Annotated in this window: 20 protein-coding genes; 2 read left to right on the top strand and 18 right to left on the bottom strand. The window is 45.9% G+C overall.

The features are described from left to right. Window positions 1-8 precede the first annotated feature (8 nt). On the bottom strand, window positions 9-1148 hold the full coding sequence (gene carA, locus D8S93_RS17440) for a glutamine-hydrolyzing carbamoyl-phosphate synthase small subunit (RefSeq protein ID WP_046873990.1): 1140 nt from the start codon (window positions 1146-1148) through the stop codon (window positions 9-11). A gap of 245 nt (window positions 1149-1393) precedes the next feature. Between carA and D8S93_RS24855 the strand changes: the two genes are divergently transcribed. Beyond that, on the top strand, window positions 1394-1621 hold the full coding sequence (locus tag D8S93_RS24855; RefSeq protein ID WP_193621636.1) for a hypothetical protein: 228 nt from the start codon (window positions 1394-1396) through the stop codon (window positions 1619-1621). 8 nt (window positions 1622-1629) lie between these two features. On the opposite strand, the gene dapB is transcribed toward D8S93_RS24855, so the two are convergent. The 3 genes from dapB to secA all read right to left on the bottom strand — a co-directional run bounded on the left by dapB (window position 1630) and on the right by secA (window position 5844). Further along, window positions 1630-2439, bottom strand: coding sequence for a 4-hydroxy-tetrahydrodipicolinate reductase (dapB, locus tag D8S93_RS17435; protein ID WP_047009079.1), 810 nt, complete (start codon window positions 2437-2439; stop codon window positions 1630-1632). Between the two features lie 110 nt (window positions 2440-2549). Then, window positions 2550-2948, bottom strand: a complete 399-nt coding sequence (mutT, locus tag D8S93_RS17430; RefSeq protein WP_005396433.1) for an 8-oxo-dGTP diphosphatase MutT — start codon at window positions 2946-2948, stop codon at window positions 2550-2552. Window positions 2949-3114: 166 nt separating this feature from the next. Beyond that, window positions 3115-5844 carry a preprotein translocase subunit SecA gene (gene secA / locus D8S93_RS17425; RefSeq protein WP_152814479.1) on the bottom strand — a complete coding sequence of 910 codons (2730 nt, stop codon included), beginning with the start codon at window positions 5842-5844 and terminating at the stop codon, window positions 3115-3117. A 408-nt stretch (window positions 5845-6252) separates the two neighbouring features. On the opposite strand from secA, the gene D8S93_RS17420 reads away from it, so the two are divergent. Next, entirely contained in the window at window positions 6253-6711 is a 459-nt protein-coding gene (locus tag D8S93_RS17420) for a DUF721 domain-containing protein (protein WP_012842148.1), read from the top strand. A gap of 113 nt (window positions 6712-6824) precedes the next feature. On the opposite strand, the gene lpxC is transcribed toward D8S93_RS17420, so the two are convergent. The 14 genes from lpxC to rsmH all read right to left on the bottom strand — a co-directional run bounded on the left by lpxC (window position 6825) and on the right by rsmH (window position 23495). Further along, on the bottom strand, window positions 6825-7742 hold the full coding sequence (lpxC, locus tag D8S93_RS17415; protein ID WP_025768410.1) for a UDP-3-O-acyl-N-acetylglucosamine deacetylase: 918 nt from the start codon (window positions 7740-7742) through the stop codon (window positions 6825-6827). 101 nt (window positions 7743-7843) lie between these two features. Next, complete coding sequence (gene ftsZ, locus D8S93_RS17410; RefSeq protein ID WP_012842149.1) at window positions 7844-9082, bottom strand: cell division protein FtsZ; 1239 nt, start codon at window positions 9080-9082, stop codon at window positions 7844-7846. A gap of 30 nt (window positions 9083-9112) precedes the next feature. Further along, window positions 9113-10375, bottom strand: a complete 1263-nt coding sequence (ftsA, locus tag D8S93_RS17405; RefSeq protein WP_012842150.1) for a cell division protein FtsA — start codon at window positions 10373-10375, stop codon at window positions 9113-9115. After that, window positions 10368-11150, bottom strand: coding sequence for a cell division protein FtsQ/DivIB (locus D8S93_RS17400; RefSeq protein WP_012842151.1), 783 nt, complete (start codon window positions 11148-11150; stop codon window positions 10368-10370). Before D8S93_RS17400 ends, ftsA begins: the two co-directional genes overlap by 8 nt. Window positions 11151-11342: 192 nt before the next feature. Continuing rightward, entirely contained in the window at window positions 11343-12800 is a 1458-nt protein-coding gene (gene murC, locus D8S93_RS17395; RefSeq protein ID WP_167394134.1) for a UDP-N-acetylmuramate--L-alanine ligase, read from the bottom strand. Between the two features lie 22 nt (window positions 12801-12822). After that, window positions 12823-13890 (bottom strand): undecaprenyldiphospho-muramoylpentapeptide beta-N-acetylglucosaminyltransferase, encoded by a 1068-nt coding sequence (gene murG, locus D8S93_RS17390; RefSeq protein WP_152814477.1) that lies wholly within the window; start codon window positions 13888-13890, stop codon window positions 12823-12825. Beyond that, window positions 13877-15073: a cell division protein FtsW gene (gene ftsW, locus D8S93_RS17385; protein WP_005396444.1), complete on the bottom strand. Its 1197-nt coding sequence runs from the start codon at window positions 15071-15073 to the stop codon at window positions 13877-13879. The genes murG and ftsW overlap by 14 nt, the downstream gene beginning before the upstream one ends. 18 nt (window positions 15074-15091) lie before the next feature. Beyond that, window positions 15092-16405, bottom strand: a complete 1314-nt coding sequence (murD, locus tag D8S93_RS17380) for a UDP-N-acetylmuramoyl-L-alanine--D-glutamate ligase (RefSeq protein ID WP_152814475.1) — start codon at window positions 16403-16405, stop codon at window positions 15092-15094. A 39-nt stretch (window positions 16406-16444) separates the two neighbouring features. Beyond that, the gene (gene mraY / locus D8S93_RS17375; protein ID WP_005372931.1) at window positions 16445-17527 is read right to left on the bottom strand and encodes a phospho-N-acetylmuramoyl-pentapeptide-transferase; all 1083 of its coding nucleotides are present in this window, start codon (window positions 17525-17527) and stop codon (window positions 16445-16447) included. Beyond that, a complete protein-coding gene (locus D8S93_RS17370; protein ID WP_152814473.1) occupies window positions 17527-18891 on the bottom strand; it encodes a UDP-N-acetylmuramoyl-tripeptide--D-alanyl-D-alanine ligase in 1365 nt (454 codons plus the stop codon). Before D8S93_RS17370 ends, mraY begins: the two co-directional genes overlap by 1 nt. Beyond that, window positions 18888-20369 (bottom strand): UDP-N-acetylmuramoyl-L-alanyl-D-glutamate--2,6-diaminopimelate ligase, encoded by a 1482-nt coding sequence (murE, locus tag D8S93_RS17365; protein WP_152814471.1) that lies wholly within the window; start codon window positions 20367-20369, stop codon window positions 18888-18890. Before murE ends, D8S93_RS17370 begins: the two co-directional genes overlap by 4 nt. A 62-nt stretch (window positions 20370-20431) precedes the next feature. Then, window positions 20432-22225 (bottom strand): penicillin-binding transpeptidase domain-containing protein, encoded by a 1794-nt coding sequence (locus D8S93_RS17360; RefSeq protein WP_152814469.1) that lies wholly within the window; start codon window positions 22223-22225, stop codon window positions 20432-20434. Next, window positions 22222-22539, bottom strand: coding sequence for a cell division protein FtsL (gene ftsL / locus D8S93_RS17355; RefSeq protein WP_012842154.1), 318 nt, complete (start codon window positions 22537-22539; stop codon window positions 22222-22224). The genes D8S93_RS17360 and ftsL overlap by 4 nt, the downstream gene beginning before the upstream one ends. 5 nt (window positions 22540-22544) lie before the next feature. Continuing rightward, the gene (gene rsmH / locus D8S93_RS17350) at window positions 22545-23495 is read right to left on the bottom strand and encodes a 16S rRNA (cytosine(1402)-N(4))-methyltransferase RsmH (RefSeq protein WP_005396452.1); all 951 of its coding nucleotides are present in this window, start codon (window positions 23493-23495) and stop codon (window positions 22545-22547) included. Window positions 23496-23537: the final 42 nt, after the last annotated feature.

The following is a 23537-nucleotide window of genomic DNA, read 5'->3' as shown; positions in this document are numbered from 1 at the left end:
ACTCCGAATTAAGCGCTGTGTTTTTTGATTAGTTCGATAAAGTGGTCAAATAGCGGTGCCGCGTCATGTGGACCTGGGCTCGCTTCTGGGTGACCTTGGAAGCTAAATGCTGGCTTGTCTGTGCGGTGAATACCTTGCAAAGAGCCATCAAATAACGATACGTGAGTAGCACGTAAGTTTTCCGGTAACGTTGCTTCATCTGCCGCAAAGCCGTGGTTTTGCGAAGTGATCATAACAACGTTACGCTCTAAATCTTTTACTGGGTGGTTTGCACCATGGTGACCAAACTTCATTTTCACGGTTTGTGCACCTGACGCTAACGCAAGGATTTGGTGACCTAAACAGATACCGAAGATAGGTAAGCCTTTTTCTAGGAACACTTTTGTCGCTTCAATCGCGTAAGTACATGGTTCTGGATCACCAGGGCCATTTGATAGGAAAACACCGTCCGGGTTCATCGCAAGCACTTCTTCCGCTGACGTTTCAGCAGGAACAACCGTTAAGCGGCAACCGCGGTCAACCAACATTCGCAGGATGTTGCGTTTTGCGCCGAAGTCGTAAGCAACGACGTGGTATGGCAGCTCGCTGTCATCTTTCGCCTCTGGAAGTCCACCTTCAAGCGTCCACGAACCTTGTTTCCATTGATACGCTTCTTTCGTTGTAACTTCTTTCGCAAGGTCCATTCCTTTTAAGCCTGGGAATTCTTTTGCTTTCGCTAGAGCCAAAGCTTCATCTAGGTTATTACCCGCAACAATACAACCGTTTTGAGCACCTTTTTCACGCAAGATACGAGTGAGCTTTCGCGTATCAATATCAGCGATGCCAACGATATTTTGAGACTTAAGGTAATCAGAGAGGGATTGTTCATTACGGAAGTTAGAAGCGATAAGAGGAAGATCGCGAATCACAAGGCCTTGTGCATGAATGGAAGAGGATTCTTCATCTTCGGAAGTGGTTCCGGTATTGCCAATGTGAGGATAAGTAAGGGTGACGATTTGCTGAGAATAGGAAGGATCAGTGAGGATTTCTTGATACCCCGTCATCGAGGTATTAAAAACGACTTCACCAACGGAAATACCATCTGCCCCTATGGACACTCCGTGGAACACTGTCCCATCTTCTAGGACTAACAGTGCTAATTTACCCAAGACAACCTCCAGAATAAAAATGCAAAAAAAATAAATCAAACCGCAAACATGCCTTCCTTTACCTATAAAATCTACATAAATAGGTATTTCAGACAAATTGGCGGTATTCTAAAGTTGGACTGGAAACCTGTCAACCTACAATCAAAAATAAATTATCAATTTCTAGCGAGTAAGGTCATTTCTAATCAGTAAGGCTCAAAAAGATAACTTTTGAATGCTATTACATAGGGAGGGATAGAGGTTTAATGAATTTTACAAATTTGAACTTTTTAGGGATCACAAAAAATTATGAGTTTTTAACGCAAACGTTCACCACGACAAAAATAGGAATACTTTTAACGGTTACACCCAAAAACAAAGCTAAAACAGATAAAAACACAACAAAAGTAAGTGCTAAAATCTTCTCTATCAGAATCATTTTATTTACAAATAATTCTATAGATATAAAAAAGCCGGCTAACGCCGGCGAATAATTATGTATTTAGAGTTCATTCAATCCCAAAACATCTGTCATGGTATAAAAGCCCGCAGGTTTAGCACTCAACCAAACTGCAGCCTTTACGGCTCCATTAGCAAACGTCATGCGATCAGTCGCTTTGTGCGTTATTTCAACTCGTTCCCCGATATCAGCAAACATAGCCGTATGCTCACCGACGATATCGCCAGCGCGAATCGTAGCAAAGCCGATCTCATCTTTTGTTCGTTCACCAGTAATGCCTTCTCGAGCATAGACAGCTACATCATTCAGCTTATTACCCATCGCACCAGCAATAGCTTCTCCCATTCCGATAGCGGTACCAGAGGGGGCATCAACTTTATGGCGATGGTGTGCTTCAACAATCTCGATATCACAGTAATCCCCCATTACTTTGGCCGCTTTCTCAAGAAGCTTAAAGACAAGGTTTACGCCTACAGAATAATTTGGCGCCATCACAACAGGCACTTGCTTAGCGGCTTCGTCAATCAGTTCACGCTCTGCATCACTGAAGCCAGTCGTCCCAATCACAATACTCTTTCCATGCTTCTTACACAGTTCAAGATTCGCTAATGTGCTTACTGGAGCGGTGAAATCTATGATTACATCAAAATTATCGACGTCTTTAGCAAGATCATCCGTTAAGAGCACATCGAATTTACCTTCACCACAAAGCTCACCGATATCGACGCCGACAAGTGAAGACTCAGGTCGTTCTGATCCCGCGCTCACTGTCGCTTCAGGATTAAGGTGTGAAGCTTTAACCAAATTGCGGCCCATTCGGCCAGCTGCTCCTGCGATTGCAATACGAACCATTGCACTTTCTCTCCTTCTCTGGATAACGAGGTTTGCTCTCGTTCTCTCGTTTTGCTTAATCTGTTTAAACTAACAACATACTATGGTTACCACAAGCAAGTTCATCGAGCTTAAGCAAACTCTTTTACAACACGCTCCAAGATAGGTACGTTCGCTTCAGGAAAGGTGTAGTCGCCCAATTCGCTGATCTCAACCCAGCATCCTTCTTGACCTTCTCGACCGTAAGGCTCATTACTGAATTGAGATACTGTAATAAAATCAAACTTGAGTGATTTATCTGGATAGTCGTATTCCAAGTGTTCAAAAGGGGCTTGCTCAATAACTTCAATTCCCACTTCTTCTTCGAGTTCTCTTGTAATAGCAAGCTCAATACTCTCTCCCGGCTCGACTTTGCCACCCGGAAACTCCCAAAACCCGCCTTTGTGCTTATCATCAGGACGCTTTGTAATAAAGATCTTTGATTTGTCTTGGTTAAAAATAATTGCCGCGACTATGTGAATTCTTTTCATGGGGATTCCTAACTCTCAAGACCGTTGTACTTTACTATTGTGACAACGAGCTTCTACATCTCAAAAACTTTCTGACCTATCAAACTTATGGAATTTGATAGCCAAAGAATTTATTTAAAAAAAGAGTCGCCTAAGCGACTCTTTGATAAATAATCCGACTAACAGATTAGTTGATTTTGCCGTGGCACTGTTTGTACTTCTTGCCACTGCCACAAGGGCAAGGTTCATTACGACCTACTTTACGTTCATCACGTACCATTGGTTGATTTGAACCTTCTTCAGATTCTTCGCCTTCAGAAAGCGGATTTTGTGCTGCAGCGTGTTGCGCTTGCGCACGACGAGCGGCTTCTTCAGCTTGCGCACGACGCTGTTCTTCCATACGTTCAACTTCTTCTTGTTGCTGAACGCGAACACGAGATAGAACAGTAATAACGTCTGTTTTCAGCGCTTCTAGTAGACCCTCAAACAGTTCAAACGACTCACGTTTGTATTCTTGTTTTGGGTTCTTCTGTGCGTAACCGCGTAAATGGATACCTTGACGCAAGTGATCCATCGCAGCCAAATGCTCTTTCCAAAGCGTATCCAGAGTCTGAAGCATGACCGATTTTTCGAAGTTGCGAAGCACTTGTGCACCCACCACTTCCTCTTTCTCTTTGTACACTTCAACGGCTAGGTTGATGATCTTTTCACGTAATGCTTCTTCGTAAAGCTTGTCGTCTTCTTCAAGCCATTGCTTCACTGGCGCATCAAGATCGAAGTCCGCTTTCAAGCGCTCTTGTAGACCTTCAACATCCCACATATCTTCTAGTGACTGTGGTGGAATGTACTCATCAATAACCGCTGTTAGCACATCTTCACGGTTTTGCTCGATCATGCCGCTGATGTCTTCAACGTTCATTAACTCGTCACGCAGTTCGTAGACAACCTTACGTTGATCGTTCGCTACATCATCGTATTCAAGCAGCTGCTTACGGATATCAAAGTTCCGACCTTCCACTTTGCGCTGTGCTTTTTCAATTGAGCGAGAAAGCATTTTCGATTCAATAGCTTCACCTTCTTCCATACCACTTTGAATAAGGCTCGCCATACGATCAGAAGTGAAAATACGTAGCAAAGAGTCTTCCATAGATAGGTAGAAGCGCGATGAACCCGCATCACCTTGACGACCGGAACGACCACGTAGCTGGTTATCAATACGGCGAGATTCGTGGCGCTCAGTACCGATGATATGTAGACCACCAGCTTCTAGCACTTGGTCATGCACCACTTTCCACTCTGCTTTAATCGCATCGATTTGCTCTTGAGTTGGGTTCTCTAAAGCTTCAACTTTTGATTGCCAGCTACCGCCAAGCACAATGTCCGTACCACGACCGGCCATGTTGGTCGCGATAGTTACCGCACCAGGCATGCCCGCTTCAGCAACAATTTCCGCTTCTTTCTCATGGAATTTCGCGTTCAATACGTTGTGTTTGATCTTAGCCTTCTTCAATGCGTTAGAAAGAAGTTCTGACTTTTCAATCGACACAGTACCAACAAGCGTTGGCTGCCCTTTGGCAACACGCTCTTTAATATCTTCAATGATTGCCGCAAACTTCTCTGCTTCAGTACGGTAAACCACATCTGGCATATCGTTACGAATCATCGGCTTGTTGGTTGGGATAACCACCGTTTCCAAACCATAGATAGACTGGAATTCGAACGCTTCAGTATCCGCTGTACCTGTCATACCTGACAGTTTTTCGTATAAACGGAAGTAGTTCTGGAAGGTAATAGAAGCCAAAGTTTGGTTTTCGTTTTGGATCTTAACGCCTTCTTTCGCTTCTACTGCTTGGTGAAGACCTTCAGACCAACGACGACCTGGCATTGTACGACCAGTGTGTTCATCAACGATGACCACTTCACCTTCATCAGTAACAATGTAATCAACGTTACGCTCGAATAACACATGAGCACGCAAAGCAGCATTCACGTGATGCAACATGCTGATGTTAGCCGGAGAGTAAAGTGTATCACCTTCCTCCATCAGACCGTTTTTCACCAACAGTTCTTCAACGTATTCTTGACCTGTTTCTGTTAGGTATACTTGCTTTGATTTTTCATCAACAGTGTAGTGACCATCACCACGGTATTCTTCAGAGTCTTCTTTATCTTGCTTTTTCAGATGCGGGATCAAAAGGTTGATTCGAGTGTATAGCTCAGAGCTATCTTCAGCAGGACCAGAAATGATCAAAGGAGTACGAGCTTCATCAATTAGGATTGAGTCCACCTCATCGACAACAGCAAAGAAGCGATCACGCTGTACACGGTCTTCGCTACGGAAAGCCATATTGTCACGAAGGTAGTCAAAACCAAATTCATTGTTGGTTCCGTATAGAATGTCAGCTTTGTACGCTTCTTTTTTCTCTTGAGGAGGCATGTTTGGCACGTTTACGCCAACGGTCATACCTAAAAATTCAAATAGAGGGCGGTTCGTCTCAGCATCACGTTTAGCTAGATAATCGTTCACTGTTACGATGTGAACGCCTTTACCAGCAAGAGCATTTAAGTAAGCTGGAAGCGTTGCAGTCAGCGTTTTACCTTCACCTGTACGCATCTCCGCAATTTGACCCGCATTTAGAACCATACCACCGATAAGCTGAACGTCGAAGTGACGCATGCCGTAGACACGCTTAGATGCTTCACGAACCGTAGCAAAAGCTTCAGGAAGTAGTTTATCAAGAGTTTCACCTTTCTCTAGGCGCTCACGGAACTCAACCGTCTTTGCTTTTAACTCTTCATCACTTAGAGCTTCGAATGTTGGCTCGTAGTTATTAATTTCTTTTACAATTTTTCTAAGGCGGCGCAGTGTTCGGTCGTTGCGACTGCCAATCACTTTTGTCAGTAGCTTAGTTATCATTTTTCGTGAATCTCTCTTTAATCAGACCGTTCCCGATCTACTCATAATGCCTTCAGTCTCTGCCAGTTTGGAACTAAGAATACTGAGATAAATCATTTATCAAAGATATTGAGTTCAAACATCCATATTTCAAGGCTAAGTTTCGAAACAATGTGGCTTAGTGTAAGGATTTTTCATCGATACAACCATAAATAGACGTATTTGTTTGAAGCACTCTGAAGTTTTTACTTAAAGTGGTGACTGATTAGACGATATTGCATACCACAATATGTGTAATCTATTCAGAGCAGACTTTGCTTTTTACCTTGCTACATTGTAAAACTGAAGCGAAAGACGTTAATGTAAACTATACCTTGATAGAAAGCTGCTCTAGAATAGCTGATATCTCAACAAAATTAGATTTTACCTATGCGTGATCACCGTCCAACCTCGACTGAAGATGTTATTGCTGAATCACAGTTCAAGCAGATTCAAGAACATGCTGGAGAAATCTTACAGCTTAACCAAGCTTTGCAAGAGATCTTACCCACAGGGACGGCCGATCATTGCCGGGTGGCGAATGTTCGTAACGGCCACCTATTGATCGATGTTTCTAGTGCCGCGATCAAAATGAAGATCGATTACGATCGCCTCATGATCCTAAATAAACTTCGTACTCAAGGCTTTGCCAAACTGATGAGCGTTGAAGTGAGGATCAATCCATCATTATACAGAAATCGTTTCGAACAAGACGACAGACCTAAACGTCCACCATTAACAGAATCTGCAGCAAAGTCATTGATGACGATTGCCGACATGGCACCGCCTAAAATTCAAGAGCGTTTAAAGCGATTGGCCGATATGGCAGAAAAGAAAGACCGTAAGTGATCGTTATTTCAATATGCTGAAAAGCTCGAATGCTATTAATAAGCCCAAGATTAAAGCCAAATAGCAAAAAACCAGGCATAAGCCTGGTTTTTATTAATTTTAATGCCGAGTATTTACGCAAGCACCATATTTGGTTCAGCGAATGCTACTGGTGAGCCGACTTCTTCTTCGAATGTAGTCCACTCCCACGCTTCCTGATCAGCAAGAACTGCTCGCAGAAGTTGGTTGTTCAAACCGTGACCCGATTTAAAGGCGCGAAATTCACCGATGATTGGGTGACCACACATGTAAAGATCACCAATCGCATCCAACACTTTGTGAGTCACAAACTCATTTTCAAAGCGTAGACCTTCTTCGTTAAGAATACGGTAATCATCCAATACGATAGCATTGTCGAAACTACCACCCAATACTAGGTTTTGAGATTGTAGATATTCGATATCACGCATAAAGCCAAACGTACGTGCACGAGAAATTTCACGAACGAAGCCTTTTGAAGAGAAATCAAACAGCAAGCGCTGTTCGTCTGACTCAATAGCAGGGTGATTAAATTCAATTTCGAAGTCCATGCGGAAGCCGTTAAATGGTACAAACTCTGCCCATTTATCGCCATCTTCAAAACGAACTGGCTTTTTAATACGGATGAAACGTTTTGGCGCATTTTGCGTTTCGATACCTGCTTGTTGTAGCAAGTATACAAATGGGCTAGCACTACCATCCATAATTGGAATTTCAGGTGCGTCTACTTCGACAATAATGTTGTCGATGCCCATACCAGCAAGTGCCGCATTCAAGTGCTCTACAGTTGAAATACGCACACCTTCGTCGTTTACCAATGCAGTACATAGCATGGTGTCACGAACAGAAGCTGGATCAGCTGGAAAATCTACAGGTGGGTTTACATCTGTACGACGATAAATGATACCTGTATTTGCAGCAGCCGGGCGCAGAGTAAGCGTGACTTTACGACCAGAGTGGAGGCCCACACCAGTTGTTTTCACTATTTCTTTCAGAGTACGTTGTCTGATCATCTGCTTGCCTCTCAAAAATTTGCTACAAAACACGGCCGTCTGTAACGTCGACCGTGAATGCTACCATAATTTTGAGCCATGTCAAATTTATGGATTAAAGATTAATCAGCCTGACGACGCAAAAATGCCGGGATATCTAAATAACCACTTTCCTTCTCTTGCTTCGGAGCCGCAGAGCTTTGGCTCGACGATGCTGGAGAAGAAGAAACTGTATTTGTCGGCTGAGGAGTTACCTGTGGCTTCTCTTGCACTTGATTATTTTGCAAGGTTTGTGCCGGTTTCTCTTCAGCTTGCGTTGCCGCCGCTTGCTGTTGTGGTTGAGCCTGCGGCGTCGGAGCCACTTTCGCTTTACCACCCGCAACTAGCGTGATATCTGGCTTTTTCTCATTGCCAATACCTGTCGCTACAACTGTTACGCGGATTTCATCAGTCATATCTGGGTCTAGAGAGGTACCGATAACAACAGTTGCATTGTCAGAAGCAAATGCTTTCACCGTATTACCAACCGTCTCAAACTCGTCAAGACGCATATCCAGACCTGCAGTAATATTGACAAGAACACCACGAGCGCCCGCTAGATCGATGTCTTCCAGAAGTGGGCTAGAAATTGCCATTTCAGCCGCTTCTTCAGCACGATCTTCGCCTTTAGCAATACCGCTGCCCATCATTGCGTGACCCATTTCAGACATTACTGTTCTTACGTCCGCAAAGTCGACGTTGATCATGCCAGGGCGAGTAATTAGCTCTGCAATGCCTTGAACTGCGTTCTTAAGAACGTCGTTCGCACTTGCAAAAGCTTCTAGTAGCGTGACACCACGGCCAAGTACTTTAAGCAGCTTTTCGTTTGGAATCGTAATCAAAGAGTCAACGTGCTTAGACAGCTCATCGATACCTTGCTCAGCGAACGCCAAACGCTTTTTGCCTTCAAAGCTGAACGGTTTTGTCACTACCGCGACAGTTAGAATGCCAAGCTCTTTAGCTACTTCAGCAATAACAGGTGCTGCACCAGTACCTGTACCGCCACCCATACCAGCTGCGATAAACACCATATCGGCGCCAGTTAGGGAATCTTTAATTCTATCTCTGTCTTCGAGAGCTGCGTCACGGCCAACCTGTGGATTAGCACCTGCACCCAGACCTTTGGTGATATCGCCACCGATCTGAATAACATTGCCAACGCTTGTCTTACGAAGTGCTTGCGCATCAGTGTTGACGCTGATGAATTCCACACCTTCGATGGATTCACGCACCATGTGTTCAACGGCGTTACCACCGCCGCCACCAACCCCAACGACCTTGATTACTGCATCGTCAGACATTTCCATCATCGGTTCAAACATGTGTTGTCTCCGTTTATCCTGCAACTCAGGTTAAAACTCTTTTTGTATCCAGTTACGCAATTTATCGAAAAAGCCAGTAACAGATGAGCGTTTAGGTTCATTATAATCGCTATCGTCGCTAGACTGCATGTCTCTTGCGTAATGAAGTAATCCAACTGCCGTAGAATGGTACGGCTCTTTTACATAGTCAGTTAACCCGCTGACTTCGAGCGGTTTGCCGACCCTTACTTGATTGCGGAATACGCGTTCCGCACATTCTATCACTCCGTCCATTTGCGCAGCACCGCCGGTGAGTACAACTCCCGCAGCTAGATGGTGCTTTATACCCTCTTCGCGCAATTTCGCTTGTACAGAGTCAATAGTTTGGTTAACCAGTCCCATAAGCTCAGAGTAGCGTGGCTCAATCACTTCTGACAACGTTTGACGTTGCAGACTACGTGATGGTCGCCCACCTACGCTTGGTACATTAACCGTGTCATCCTTACTGACCAGTTCACTCAAAGCACAGCCATATTTGACTTTTATTTCTTCAGCATCGCTCACTGGCGTACCAAAAGCAAAAGCAATATCGCTGGTTACAGCATTTCCTGCGTACGAAAATACTTCTGTGTGACGTAACGCACCGCCAGTCCAGATGGCCACATCCATCGTGCCGGCGCCAATATCCACCACACAAACTCCAAGCTCTCTTTCATCCTCGGTGATTACTGCATTACTTGCAGCAAGCCCAGAAAATACGAGTTGCTCTACTTTAAGGCCGCATCGTTCTACCGCCTTAATAATATTGCGTGCCATGTCATTATGGCATGAGATAAGGTGGACACTTACTTCCATTCTTACCCCAGATAAACCAAGCGGATTTTTGATTCCCTCTTGGTAATCAATGGTGAACTCTTGCGGAATCACATGAAGGATTCGCTGTTCATCACCGATTTTAATCGATTTTGCGGTATGGATAGCGCGATCCATGTCTTCTTGAGACACTTCTTCATCTGAAATCGTGCCCATACCTTTTTCAATTCGGCTTGCGATATGCTTACCAGACAACGAAATGAAGACTCGGCTGATCTGGCACTCGGCCATCAATTCAGCTTGATCAATTGCACGTTGTACTGATTTTACAACCGACTCCAAGTCATTCACGCCACCTTTATCCATGCCACGTGAAGGGCTACTACCTGCGCCAATAATATTAATTTGACCGTCTGGTAGAACCTCACCCACTAGAGCCGATACGGTTGCAGTGCCTATATCAAGACCAACAATAATGTTGTCATCAGCGGCCTTAGTCATCTGTACTCTCTTCTAACTCTTGTTCAGGAAACCAACCAACTGCGGCTCCTGTATCGTACCTAAGATCGATATAACTGATTCTTTGCGTGTCACTGCCAAGCTTGTTATAGAGCTTAAAAAATCGCTCTATACGCTCAAGAAGAGACTCTTTACCGAGCTCTAATCGAATACCGTTATCAAGGATGATTTGCCAAGCTCGTCGCTCGTTTAATACCAGAGACGATATCGCTAAACCCAATTGCTGAAACTTAGGACTCAAATCACGGTAAGTCTGTAAGACTTCTGGTCCGCTGTCTTTGGGTCCGTACAGTTTCACTTTTTCTTCTTGTAACAGAGCCACATCGCCATCAAAAACAAACCCGTTTTTATCTAACAGTTCGTTGCCATTCCAAATGGCTTCAGGTTGATGCTCTGTCAAAAAAACTTTTACTGTATCCGGCCACTGCTTTCGGATTGCGGCATGCGCCACCCATGGCAGAGCTTCGACACTTTGCTGTAATACATCAATATCCTGAGACATAAATGTACCGATGTGATCTATTCGACTAAATGCAGCCTGCACATCGTCAGCTTGGACATACTCCAGTTTTCCCTGAAGTACTATTTTGGAGAGAGGTAACCTTTGGTCATCCCACATCCAACTGATCGCCGAGTACAAAACAGAACTAATTAAGGTCACAACCACAACGAAAAATAACGCACCCAAGATTTTCTCTTGGCGACCACGGTTATTATCCGTGTTTGGTCGCTCGTCATTCAGTGCAATATTCAACAACGTCTTCGTTTCCTGACTTTTGTCGTGTACTTTTTACCCACATAATTACGCAGAGGTAAAAGTCTTGACTTTAACCTTGGGATTATACTGAGCTCTTGTAAACTATCAAACACTGATAGCAATAAATCACAATGATATTGACGCAAAATCGAGATCTGAGTCTTTATCTGTCCTTCGCACCAACAATCTGTGTTAACCAAGCATCTTGTTTATATTTAATTCAAGACCTGCCAGTTGTTTCGCCACTTTACCAACATCACCCGCACCTTGCGTTAAGATTAGGTCGCCGTCTTGTATAACGTTAGCTAAAACTGAAGGTAATTGCTCGATTTCTGGAACAAAAATCGGATCTACCTTACCTCGACTGCGAATTGTGCGACACAATGAACGTCCATCAGCTCCTGCAATTGGCTTTTCACCTGCGGCATAAACATCCAACATGATTAATACATCAACTTGCTCTAGAACATTCGCAAAGTCATCGTACAGATCACGAGTACGGCTATAACGGTGTGGTTGGAAAATCATAACGAGACGTTTATCTTGCCAACCGCTTCTCGCAGCATTAATGGTCACATCAACTTCTGTTGGGTGGTGTCCGTAATCATCCACTAACATGGCATGACCATTACCGGTATCAAACTCGCCAAGGTGATCAAAACGTCGTCCCGTGCCTTGCGTACCGGCCATTGCTTTTAGAATTGCATCGTCTTCAATGTCATCTTCGGTAGCCACTGCAATCGCAGCCGACGCATTAAGTGCATTGTGACGACCTGGAATGTTCAGAGTGATATCTAAGTTGGCACGCCCTTTACGTACTACCGTAAATTTGCCTTGCTGACCTTCTTGACGATAGTTTTCAATGCGTACGTCAGCATCTTCGGAGAAACCGTAAGTAATCACTTGACGACTAATACGTGGGATTAACTCTCGAACCACAGGATCATCAATACAAACAATAGCTTGGCCGTAGAACGGTAGATTGTGTAGAAAATCAATGAAGGTTTGCTTTAACGTTTCAAAGTCACCACCATAAGTATCCATATGATCGGCTTCGATATTGGTGACAATACTTACCATTGGTTGCAGGTGCAGGAATGACGCGTCGCTCTCATCCGCCTCGGCAATTAGAATACGACTCGAGCCTAAACGAGCATTTGTACCAGCGCTTTTCACCAAGCCGCCGTTTACAAACGTTGGATCAAGGCCTGCTTCAGAATAGATTTGTGTCACGAGTGCCGTCGTCGTCGTTTTACCGTGCGTGCCCGCAACGGCAATACCATGACGGAAGCGCATCAACTCAGCGAGCATCTCAGCACGACGTACAATAGGGATACGTAACTCCCGCGCAGCCATCACTTCTGGGTTTTCTTCGTTGATAGCGGTTGAAACCACAACCACACTGGCTTTTTCAACATTGCTAGCTTGGTGCCCGATAAATACCGTCGCACCTTTTGATACTAAACGCTCTGTCACAGGGTTTTCTGATAAGTCAGAACCCGTGATTTGATAGCCTTCATTCAACAGCACTTCTGCAATGCCGCTCATGCCCGCACCACCAATACCGATGAAGTGGATGGATTTCACGCGGCGCATCTCTGGCACCATGGCGCGAATCTGAGCTAAGTCTTGTGTATGTTGGATTGTCATCAATTCTATTCTCAATAATTCGTTAACGCTTTTCGGTCAAAGCGACAATGGCTTGTGCGACAACTCGGTCGGCATTCAATTTAGCAGCGCCACGCGCTTGCTCAGCCATCGTAAGTAAAGCTTGGCGATCCAATTGTTGGATCTGCTGAGTCAAAGACTCAACGGTTAAATCTGGTTGTTCAATCATTTTCGCTGCGCCGCATTCTACTAGATGATCGGCATTCAGTGCTTGTTGGCGATCTTTATGCATAAAAGGAATAAAGATCGCACCAACGCCAGCAGCAGAAACTTCAGAAACGGTTAACGCTCCTGAACGACAAACTAAAAGGTCAGCCCATGCATAAGCCTCTGCTACGTCGTCAATGAACTCTGTGACTTCTGCATTTACTACACCATTAGCTTGGTATGCGGCGTTCACTTCTTCGGCGGAACCTTTGCCCGCTTGATGACGAATACAGTAATCACCGCCCAACTTTGCCATCACTTCTGGCAGAGTTTGGTTAAGAATGCGTGCACCTTGGCTACCGCCCATCACCAGAATACGAATTGGGCCTTGGCGATCTTGCATTCGCTCTGCAGGCGCTTCTAATCTTGTTAGGTCTTCACGTACAGGGTTACCGACTACCTCAGCAGCAGGGAACGCGCCAGGAAAGGCCTGAAAGACTTTCTTAGCAATTTTTGATAGCCATTGGTTTGTCAAACCCGCAACCGCGTTTTGTTCGTGCAGAACAACAGGAATACCGCTCAACCAAGCCGCAATACCACCCGGGCCGCTAACATAACCGCCCATACCAAGTACTGCGTCTGGCTGCCAGCGTTTCATGTGAGCACGAGCCTGCATAATGGCATTGATAATTTGAAATGGTGCTGCAAGAAGACGCTTTACGCCTTGACCTCGTAACCCTTTCACTTTGATAAAATCGATTTCAATGCCATGTTTTGGCACCAAATCCGCTTCCATTCGATCCGCCGTGCCTAACCAACGGATCTCCCAGCCTTGCTCTTGCAGCTGTTTTGCTACAGCTAACCCTGGGAATACGTGACCGCCAGTACCACCAGCCATCACCATCAAACGTTTATTTTGTTTCATTAGTTTGTTGTTCTGATTGTTGTTGCTCGCGTTTCAAGCGGCATTCGTAATCGATACGCAGCAATATGGACACTGCGACGGACATAATAATCAGACTGGAACCACCATAACTGATTAGCGGAAGTGTTAAACCTTTGGTTGGTACGATACCAGCTGCAGCACCAACGTTCACCAAGGTCTGGAACGCAAACCAAATACCGATACCGAAAGCCAGATAACCGCCGAACATTTCGCCTTCTTCAAACGCACGCTTGCCTATGTAAACCGCTTTTAGCACTAAGCTAAAAATCAACATTAAGACCAACACAACGCCAACAAAACCGAGCTCTTCAGCAAGTACGGCAAACACAAAGTCGGTATGCGCTTCCGGTAGATATTCCAGTTTTTGAATTGAATTACCGAGACCTTGACCGAACCATTCACCACGACCAAACGCCATCAAAGACTGAGTCAACTGATAGCCACTGCCAAATGGGTCTTCCCACGGGTCAAGGAAGGAGGTTACTCGTCGCATACGGTATGGTTCGACTAAAATCAAACCTACCACAGCGCCGATACCTGCCACCATCAACGCGAGAAACTGAGTCAGTTTTGCGCCTGCGATAAACAGCATGCCAAACAGTGTTACTAGCATCACGACGACCGTACCCAAGTCTGGCTGACCAAGCAGTAATACTGCGAAGAAAGCAAACACCATGATTGGCTTCATAAAGCCACCAAAGAAGGTTTGTCGTACTTCGTCTTGTTTTCGAACTAAGTAACCAGACATGAAGATAAACAGCGATAGCTTCGCGACCTCTGCTGGCTGAAGGTTAAACAGCCCAAGAGGTATCCAACGAGACGCACCATTGACCGACTTACCCGCCAAGAGCACGATGATCAGCAGTGCGAAAGAAGCCCAAAGTAAGTAATGGCTCTTCTTAAACCACTCTTGCAAAGGCACTTGCAAAATAACAGCGGAGGTTCCTAACGCCAGCACGAGAAACGTCGCATGACGAAACATAAAGTGGAACGGCTGTTCCGTTAATCGAGAGCTGATTGGAAATGATGCAGAGGTTACCATGACCAACCCCGTCAACATCAAACCCAGTGCAATCCACACTAACTGACGATCAAACATCGCCTCTGGGGCTGGATGCTTGAGCCAATTACCAATACTGCGTTTAACGTTACCTAAACCCACGAAGTGTGTAACCTTTAATTATGCATATTTCTGAGCAAGAGCAGCGAAAGCATCACCTCTTGCCATAAAGTTGTCGAATTGATCAAAGCTAGCACATGCAGGAGACAGCATCACCATATCACCTGGTTTTAACTGCGAAGATACTTGTTGAATCACATCTTCCATGGTGTCGAAACGTATTGCAGATTCATGCAGTGGCATAAAGTCATCGCCATCAGCGCCAAAGCAGCACAGTTGCAAGTTAAGCGTCGCGAAGATCGGTTTTAATGGCGAGAAGTCAGCACCTTTGCCAACACCACCAACGAGCAAGTAGAGCTTGCCTGTCGATTCCAAACCAGATAGCGCAGCCATAGTGCTGGCTATATTAGTTGCTTTAGAGTCATTCACCCATTTTACGCCTTGATTATCCGCAACCACCTGGCATCGGTGTGTCAGTCCCGTGTAATTTTTAAGTGCATTCAATGCGTTGTGATAATCAACGCCCGCAGCCTTTAAGAGCGCTAAAACGACCAATGCATTGGATAAGTTGTGTTTACCAACCAACTTAAGCTCATCACTTGCGACGACTCGTTGACCGTGATCGAGCAGCCAAGTACGGTTGCCATCCACCTCGAGACCAAAGTCCTGATTGTCGCTGCCAAATGTCACCAATGGCATCTCTGCATCTGGGAAGGTTTCTTGATCATCACGGTTCACTACCGCGAGATCAGCATGATCAAAAATACGCAACTTGGCTTGTCGATAGTCAGACATGCCTTGATAACGGTCCATATGATCTTCAGAAAGATTCAGAAACGCAGCGGCTTTGAGCTTTAAGCTTGACGTTGTTTCCAACTGGAAGCTCGAGAGTTCAAGCACATACAGGTCTGCGTCATGTTCTAGTAAATCCAGTGCAGGAACGCCGATATTGCCACCAACGCCAACTTCCAAACCCGCGGCCTTGGCCATCACGCCAGTGAGATCGGTGACTGTGCTCTTACCGTTTGAGCCCGTAATCGCAATCACCGGTTTCTGCACCGCCCAGGCGAATAACTCAATATCACCAACTACTGTCGTGCCTTTTGCTAATAAGGCTTGGATCTCTGGTGTCGCTAGCGCAATACCAGGGTTGGTCACGATAAGATCAGCGTCAGAAAGCCAGTCTGTATTCCAACCACCACTATGCAGTTGAACACCTTCCGGCAAGCGCTCTGCTCCCGGAGGGTTTACGCGAGTATCAATGACTTTGACCACAAGCTGTGGCTGATTTTTTCTTAGGTGTTTAACGACAGAGAGCCCGGTAATACCGAGCCCTACGACGACAACACTATGTATGTTTTGCCAACGTTCCATATTTGATCACACTGTAAATCTTGTTCTTGGAAAGTGCGATTAACGCACTTTCAATGTCGCAAGACCAATCAGAACAAGAACCATAGAAATAATCCAGAAACGCACGATTACGCGAGGTTCTGGCCAACCTTTCAATTCGTAGTGGTGGTGAATAGGTGCCATACGGAAGATCCGCTGACCACGCAGTTTGTATGAACCCACCTGTAGAATTACCGACAGCGTTTCCATCACAAACACACCGCCCATGATCACCAACACCAACTCTTGACGAACGAGAACAGCAATAGTGCCTAACGCGCCGCCAAGCGCTAGTGAGCCGACATCACCCATGAACACTTGTGCTGGGTACGTGTTAAACCATAAGAAACCAAGGCCTGCACCGACGATTGCTGTACATACGACAACCAACTCAGAAGCATGTGGTAGGTATGGAATATGAAGGTATTCAGAGAAGTTAACGTTACCCGTCGCCCATGCAATAACCGCGAAGCCTGCAGCAACAAGAACCGTTGGCATGATTGCCAAACCGTCTAGACCATCGGTCAGGTTAACCGCGTTACTCGTACCGACAATCACAAAGTAAGTCAGGATAATGTACATCAAACCAAGTTGCGGCATGATGTCTTTAAAGAATGGCACCACGAGCTGAGTGGCTGCAGTGTCTTTACCGTAAGCGTACAATGCAAAAGCCACGACAAACGCGATCAACGATTGCCAGAAGTACTTCCAACGCGCGATCAAACCATCGGTATTTTTGCGCACCACTTTACGATAATCATCAACAAATCCGACTGCACCGTAGCCAAGCAAGACCGTCAATACCGCCCATACATATGGGTTGGATAAGTCAGTCCAAAGCAAGATTGTGATTGAGATGGCCGCTAAGATCATGATACCGCCCATCGTTGGAGTACCACGCTTACTAAAGTGAGATTCAGGACCTTCGTTACGTACTACCTGACCAATTTGCAGCATTTGCAAACGCTTGATCATGATTGGTCCCATCCATAATGACAGACCCAGAGCGGTTAATACGCTTAGAATTGCTCGAAAAGACAAGTATTCAAACAATCGGAAAAAAGACAGGTATGGCTGTAGCAGCTCGGCAAGCCAAATAATCATTAATAATACTCCTTCAAAGCAGCAGCGACTTCAAACATACGTGCACCGTTCGCTCCTTTCACCAAAATCGTATGGTTTTCAGGAACGGCTTGGTCTAGATGCTGCTTGATGTATTCAATCATCTCTTGGTGCGTCTCAAAATGAATGCCTTGGCAAAGCTCACTGATCACCTTGGCGTCTGCACCATATGTGAGAACATGTTCAAATTTTTGTGGGGCAGCATGTTCCCCGACTTGACGATGAAGTGCAAGACTTTCCTCGCCCAATTCCGCCATATTACCTAAAATCAGCCAGCGCTGACCTGGGAAAGCAGCCAATAAGTCAACCGCCGCTTTCATGGCTGGCACGCTTGCGTTGTAGCTGTCATCAATCAATTTGATTTTTTCGCTCAGCGCTTCAACCTCGACGCGACCTTTCACTTTGTTTAAATGTTTAAGGCCAGCGCGAACCTCTTCTAATGTGGCGCCCATTTGTAACGCAATAATAGAAGCTGCGATTGCATTCGCCACGTTGTGTTGACCTATAATACCCAGAGACAGTTCAATTTCTTGTGAGCTTGCTGCGATATGTAGGTTAAAGCTGGCCTCTCCCGCGGCATTCATCACGATATTTGATGCATAGTAATCAGCCACAGAATTACTTTGTGAGAAGGTGATAACTTCCTTATCCGCCAGCACGCTTTCCCACTTTGTTTCGCCATTGCTGTCTAAATTGACAATCGCAATACTACCTGCAGCAAGACCTTGGTAAATTTCACCTTTGGCTTGTTTCACGCCATCAATAGAACCGAAGCCTTCAAGATGCGCGGCGGCTACATTATTCACTAACGCGATATCTGGTTTTACTAACTGCGTTGTGTAAGCAATTTCACCGATATGGTTAGCACCAAGCTCAATCACGGCATAATCGTCATCCTGCTGTGAGCGCAATAACGTCAACGGAACACCAATATCATTATTGAAGTTACCCGCAGTAAACAGCACTTTGCCTTTCAATTGCAGAATGCTCGCGACCATTTCTTTGACGGTCGTTTTACCACAACTGCCTGTGATGGCAACGGTAGGTGTTTGGCAAGTTTGATGCACCCAAGAGGCTAACTCCCCCAGTGCCATTTTGGTGTCCGACACCACGACTTGTGGCACATTCACATCTAAACGTTTTTGTACGAGTAAAGCACCAGCGCCTGCATCCACCGCTTGCTGGCAAAAGTTGTGCGCATCAAAGCGCTCACCCACCAGCGCAACAAATAAAGCACCGTTGTCAATCGCTCGTGTATCAGTAGAAACCGCGTCGATAAGTAGATCATCGCCGAATAGCTCACCGCGAGTGATGTTGGCAATTTGAGATAACGTTACTTTGATCATAAGGACAATCCTAAAAGCTGCATAGCAGACTCACGGTCGGAGTAATGAATCGTTTCGCCATTCCGAATTTGATAATCTTCGTGGCCCTTACCCGCTAACAAGATGATGTCTTTTGGCGAAGCATTCTCAACCGCATAAGACAGTGCTTTGAAACGATCATGCTGCACAATCGCTTCGGCAGGTTTTGACAGCCCGGATAACATGTCTTTTACAATCTGAACCGGATCTTCACTGCGTGGGTTATCGTCAGTCAACACCACTCTGTCGCCTAGACGCTCTGCAATTTCCGCCATCATTGGGCGCTTACCTGCATCGCGATCGCCTCCGCAACCCAAAATAGCCCACAGCTGCCCCTCACAGTGAACTCGTAAAGCTTGCAGTGCTTTTTCTAGTGCATCAGGAGTATGGGCATAATCGACCACGACTTTGGCACGGTCCTCTGTCTGGAATAACTCCATTCGGCCGAGTACAGGTTGTAACTGACCTGCGGTTTCGAGTAACGCTTGTTTATCCTTACCCAAGCTTAATAAGGTCGCAAAAGCGAGCATTAAGTTGGTTGCGTTAAACTCACCAATCAGTGGCGCATGCAATTGACCTGAGCCAAATTTACCATCGAATTGGATAGTAATCCCCGACTCCGCGTAACGGACATCTCTCGCCCAAATTGCGCTTTCAAACTCAGTGTTCGGTTTAAGTGACACCGCAATCGCATTGCTTAACTGCGTCGCCCATGTATGACCGACCTCATCATCGACATTGATAATGGCACGTTCACATTGATGTTGTGTAAACAACCCCAGCTTTGCATTGGCGTACTCTTCCATCGTGCCATGGTAATCTAAATGATCACGACTTAGATTAGTAAACACACCCGCCGCAAACGACAACGCCTTGACACGGCCTTGCGTTAAGCCATGAGAAGAGACTTCTAGCGCGGTGTATGTGGCTTGTTGATTTGCGAGAGAGGAGAGCGTTTTCTGAATTTCTACAGCATTCCCTGTTGTATTCGCGGCTTGCTGTAAATTGTCGAGAAAACCATTTCCCGTCGTGCCCATCACTGCCACTTTGTGGCCAAGTAGCTCTAGCCATTGTGCAATTAGCTGGGTAATGGTGGTTTTACCGTTGGTACCGGTGACACCAATCAAATCCATACCTGGGTAAGCATAGAGCTTTCCAGCGATTGCAGATAAACGTTGATCCAACGTATCGAGGTAAATAACGGGAACGTCATCGATGATTTCCACCGTGCCGTGTGCTTTTAGATCACAGGCTTGCGCTAGAACCGCATTGGCGCCTTGCTCAATGGCAGAAGAAATGAAGTTACGCCCATCCACAACATGGCCAATCACCGCAACAAACGTGGTTCCAGGCTGAACTCTTCGGCTGTCGAGCTCCAATTCAGAAACAAGAACGGACGATAAGCTAGGGCAATCCACCCAAGGGGAAAGCAGCACGTCCATACTGATGGCTTTAGTCATATTTGTTCTCCGAGCTTTGGCTCAGGTTTTCTTAATTTTGTTTGCTCAGTAAGCCACTCGGCTTACTGCTGGAATTTATTTTCGTCTGGTGCAACATTGAGTATTTGTAGCGCGCCTTTCATGATTTCAGAGAAGACAGGAGACGCTACCGAACCACCATAGTAATCATCACCTTGAGGCTCGTTTACGATCACAACCAATGCAATTCGCGGATCGCTAACCGGAGCAAGCCCTGCCGTATAAGTGATGTACTCATCGCTGTATCCACCTGCAGACGCTTTACGTGAGGTACCCGTTTTAGCTCCCACTCGATAACCAGGAACTGCCGCTCGACGAGCTGAGCCTCCTTTTTGGGTTACGGTTTCCAGCATGTCCAAGACCTGGCGTGCGTACTTTGCACTCACTACTTGGCGCGACATGTCATGATCATTGCTTTCGATAATATGGATTGGCTCGTATTTGCCGAGATTTCCAAGCGTCGCATAGGCATGCGCTAACTGGATTGGCGTTATCGATAGACCATAACCAAACGCAATCGTGGCACGTTCAATAGGAGACCATCGTGTTCGTGTCGGGAAGATACCAGTCACTTCCCCAACGAGGTTCAGACCAGAAAGCTCACCAAAGCCCACAGAACTGTATAGGCCGAGCAGCGCCTCTACTGGCATTTGCATTGCCAGCTTCGTCACACCGATGTTACTCGATTTTTTGAGGATCGTGGTCAAGCTCGCTTTACCCACGCGGGATACATCTCTTACTCGGCTACCACCTAAACGAAGTACACCATTACCGGTATCTACGATGGTATCTTTATCGGCTACCCCATTTTCTAAGGCGGCTAAAATAACGAAAGGCTTAATGGTGGAGCCTGGCTCCATCGAGTCCGTGATCACTCGGTTACGCATTTTATAGCTTTGCCAGTCGCTACGATTGTTAGGGTTGTAGGAAGGCGCATTCACCATGGCCAATACGGCGCCGGTTTTCACGTCCAACATAACAACGGAGCCTGACGTGGCGCGATGGTCCGCAACAGCTTGTTTAATAGCACGATAAGCAATCGCCTGTAGGCGCTGGTCGATTGTCAACTGGAGTGACTTACCTTCTTGCTTGTCTTGCCACGCAATGTTTTCTACGACGCGACCATAACGGTCTTTACGAATGGTTTTCTTACCTGCGGCGCCAGTAAGCCACCCATCGTAGCTACGCTCAACACCCTCTAGACCATGCCCATCAATCCCCGTCACCCCAACTAAGTGAGCACTAACCTCACCGGCAGGATAGTAACGACGAGATTCTGACTTAAGACCCACACCAGGCAGCTTTAGCTCACGAATATAGTTCGCCATGGCTGGACTCACTTGGCGCTGCAAGTAAATAAAGCGGCGCTTTTCATTGTGCTTGATCTTGTCTATCAACCCTTGTCGGTCAACACCAAGAACATCCGCTAATGCATACCAACTCTTGGTCTGGCTTAAGGCATTTTCTTTAAATATCGTCGCGGGATCCGCCCAAACGGCCTCAACAGGCACACTGACAGCGAGCGGCTCACCATTTCGGTCCGAAATAATACCGCGTGCAGAAGGAATGGATTTCACACGAACCGAGCGTAGGTCACCTTGTTTAATCAGGTTATCCGGTTCAATGATTTGAATATAGGCTACGCGCGCCACCAAAAGGGCAAATGCACAAAAGACAAAAAACAGTAATAGATGGAAGCGCCAACGAATCAGAAAGGATTCTTCAACCTCCACTTTCACTGCTTTTTTCTCGGTTTTCGTATCCCCCGAAGCGTTTTTTTCTTTCGCGACAGGTTTACGCTTGTTGCTTGGTTTCGTGTTGGTTTTCTTTCTAATCATTTGAGCGTGACAACCACTTCTTTATCGCCATCAGGTCGTTTCATTTCAAGTTCTTTTTTGGCAAGGTCTTGAACACGACTGTGCTCCGCGAGGGCCGTTTCTTCCAACATCAGGTTGCGCCATTCGCTATCTAAACGCTCTCGTTCAACCAAAGTGTGATCTTTTTCGGTGATCGCTTGGCGCGCATGGTGGGTAGCAAATACCACTCCCATTGCCGATGCCACGATCAATAGCAACAACAGTAATGGCCAGCGACCAACGGTGATAAGATCCGTTGCAATCAACTTAGCAAGGTTAGGAGTGGGTTTCGTCATAATAATTAAAGCTTTTCTGCAATTCTTAGCACAGAGCTGCGCGAACGAGGGTTCATTTCAATTTCTTGTTTGCTTGGCTTAATCGCTTTGCTCACCGCTTTCATATTCGCACTACCAAGAGCACGAATTTGCTCTTCAGTCATTGGAATGCCATGTGGCACTTCAGGTCCTTTGCTCTCTTTACGGATAAAACGTTTGACCATACGGTCTTCCAGAGAGTGGAAACTGATGACAGATAAACGACCTTCAGGAGCCAGAATACTTGCCGCGCCTTTTAGTGCCGTATCAATTTCTTCTAACTCACTGTTGATGTAAATACGAAATGCCTGGAACGCACGAGTCGCAGGGTGTTTTTTCTCTTTAAAGCTTTTGGGTGCAGCATCTGAGATCAGCTTCGCGAGCTGGCCAGTACGTACCAGTGGTTCATTTTCTTCGTCTTCACGGTAGGCAACAATCGCTTTGGCAATACGGCGCGCGTGTTTGTCTTCACCAAACTCACGAATTACCCAAGTAATATCATCTAAGTCAGCTTCCATTAGCCATTGAGATACGGGAATACCTGATGTTGGGTCCATACGCATATCTAGCGGGCCGTCTTTCATAAAGCTAAAGCCACGCTCTGCGTCGTCTAACTGCGGAGAAGAAACACCTAAATCCAGTAGAACGCCATCAACTTTGCCAACCAAGTCATACTCTTTAGCATACTCAGCAATACCAGAAAATGGACCATGAATGATGGTGAAGCGAGGATCATTGATTTTGCCTGCTTCAGCTATCGCTTGAGGGTCACGATCGATACTGTACAGTCGGCCGTTTTCGCCGAGTTTAGATAGAATAGTCCGGCTGTGACCGCCACGGCCAAATGTTCCATCGATATAGATACCGTCGGGTTTGATAGCTAAGCCATCAATGGATTCATTTAATAACACGGAAATATGTTGGAAGGTTTCGGTCATAGCTTTCTCGTTGAATGATCTTGAAGCGATTTTAAGATATGT

It is taken from the genome of Vibrio sp. VGrn 2 (assembly GCF_009361695.1).
GTDB classification, from domain to species: Bacteria; Pseudomonadota; Gammaproteobacteria; order Enterobacterales; family Vibrionaceae; genus Vibrio; species Vibrio diabolicus.
Note: the sequence above shows the minus strand (reverse complement) of the source record. Positions and strands in the feature narration are given on the sequence as shown.

Coding starts and splice junctions, on each gene's coding strand:
- D8S93_RS24855 (WP_193621636.1), top strand. CDS start 1,394: ATGAATTTTACAAATTTGAACTTTTTAGGGATCACAAAAAATTATGAG.
- dapB (WP_047009079.1), bottom strand. CDS start 2,439: ATGGTTCGTATTGCAATCGCAGGAGCAGCTGGCCGAATGGGCCGCAAT.
- mutT (WP_005396433.1), bottom strand. CDS start 2,948: ATGAAAAGAATTCACATAGTCGCGGCAATTATTTTTAACCAAGACAAA.
- secA (WP_152814479.1), bottom strand. CDS start 5,844: ATGATAACTAAGCTACTGACAAAAGTGATTGGCAGTCGCAACGACCGA.
- D8S93_RS17420 (WP_012842148.1), top strand. CDS start 6,253: ATGCGTGATCACCGTCCAACCTCGACTGAAGATGTTATTGCTGAATCA.
- lpxC (WP_025768410.1), bottom strand. CDS start 7,742: ATGATCAGACAACGTACTCTGAAAGAAATAGTGAAAACAACTGGTGTG.
- ftsZ (WP_012842149.1), bottom strand. CDS start 9,082: ATGTTTGAACCGATGATGGAAATGTCTGACGATGCAGTAATCAAGGTC.
- ftsA (WP_012842150.1), bottom strand. CDS start 10,375: ATGACTAAGGCCGCTGATGACAACATTATTGTTGGTCTTGATATAGGC.
- murC (WP_167394134.1), bottom strand. CDS start 12,800: ATGACAATCCAACATACACAAGACTTAGCTCAGATTCGCGCCATGGTG.
- murG (WP_152814477.1), bottom strand. CDS start 13,890: ATGAAACAAAATAAACGTTTGATGGTGATGGCTGGTGGTACTGGCGGT.
- murD (WP_152814475.1), bottom strand. CDS start 16,405: ATGGAACGTTGGCAAAACATACATAGTGTTGTCGTCGTAGGGCTCGGT.
- mraY (WP_005372931.1), bottom strand. CDS start 17,527: ATGATTATTTGGCTTGCCGAGCTGCTACAGCCATACCTGTCTTTTTTC.
- D8S93_RS17370 (WP_152814473.1), bottom strand. CDS start 18,891: ATGATCAAAGTAACGTTATCTCAAATTGCCAACATCACTCGCGGTGAG.
- murE (WP_152814471.1), bottom strand. CDS start 20,369: ATGACTAAAGCCATCAGTATGGACGTGCTGCTTTCCCCTTGGGTGGAT.
- D8S93_RS17360 (WP_152814469.1), bottom strand. CDS start 22,225: ATGATTAGAAAGAAAACCAACACGAAACCAAGCAACAAGCGTAAACCT.
- ftsL (WP_012842154.1), bottom strand. CDS start 22,539: ATGACGAAACCCACTCCTAACCTTGCTAAGTTGATTGCAACGGATCTT.
- rsmH (WP_005396452.1), bottom strand. CDS start 23,495: ATGACCGAAACCTTCCAACATATTTCCGTGTTATTAAATGAATCCATT.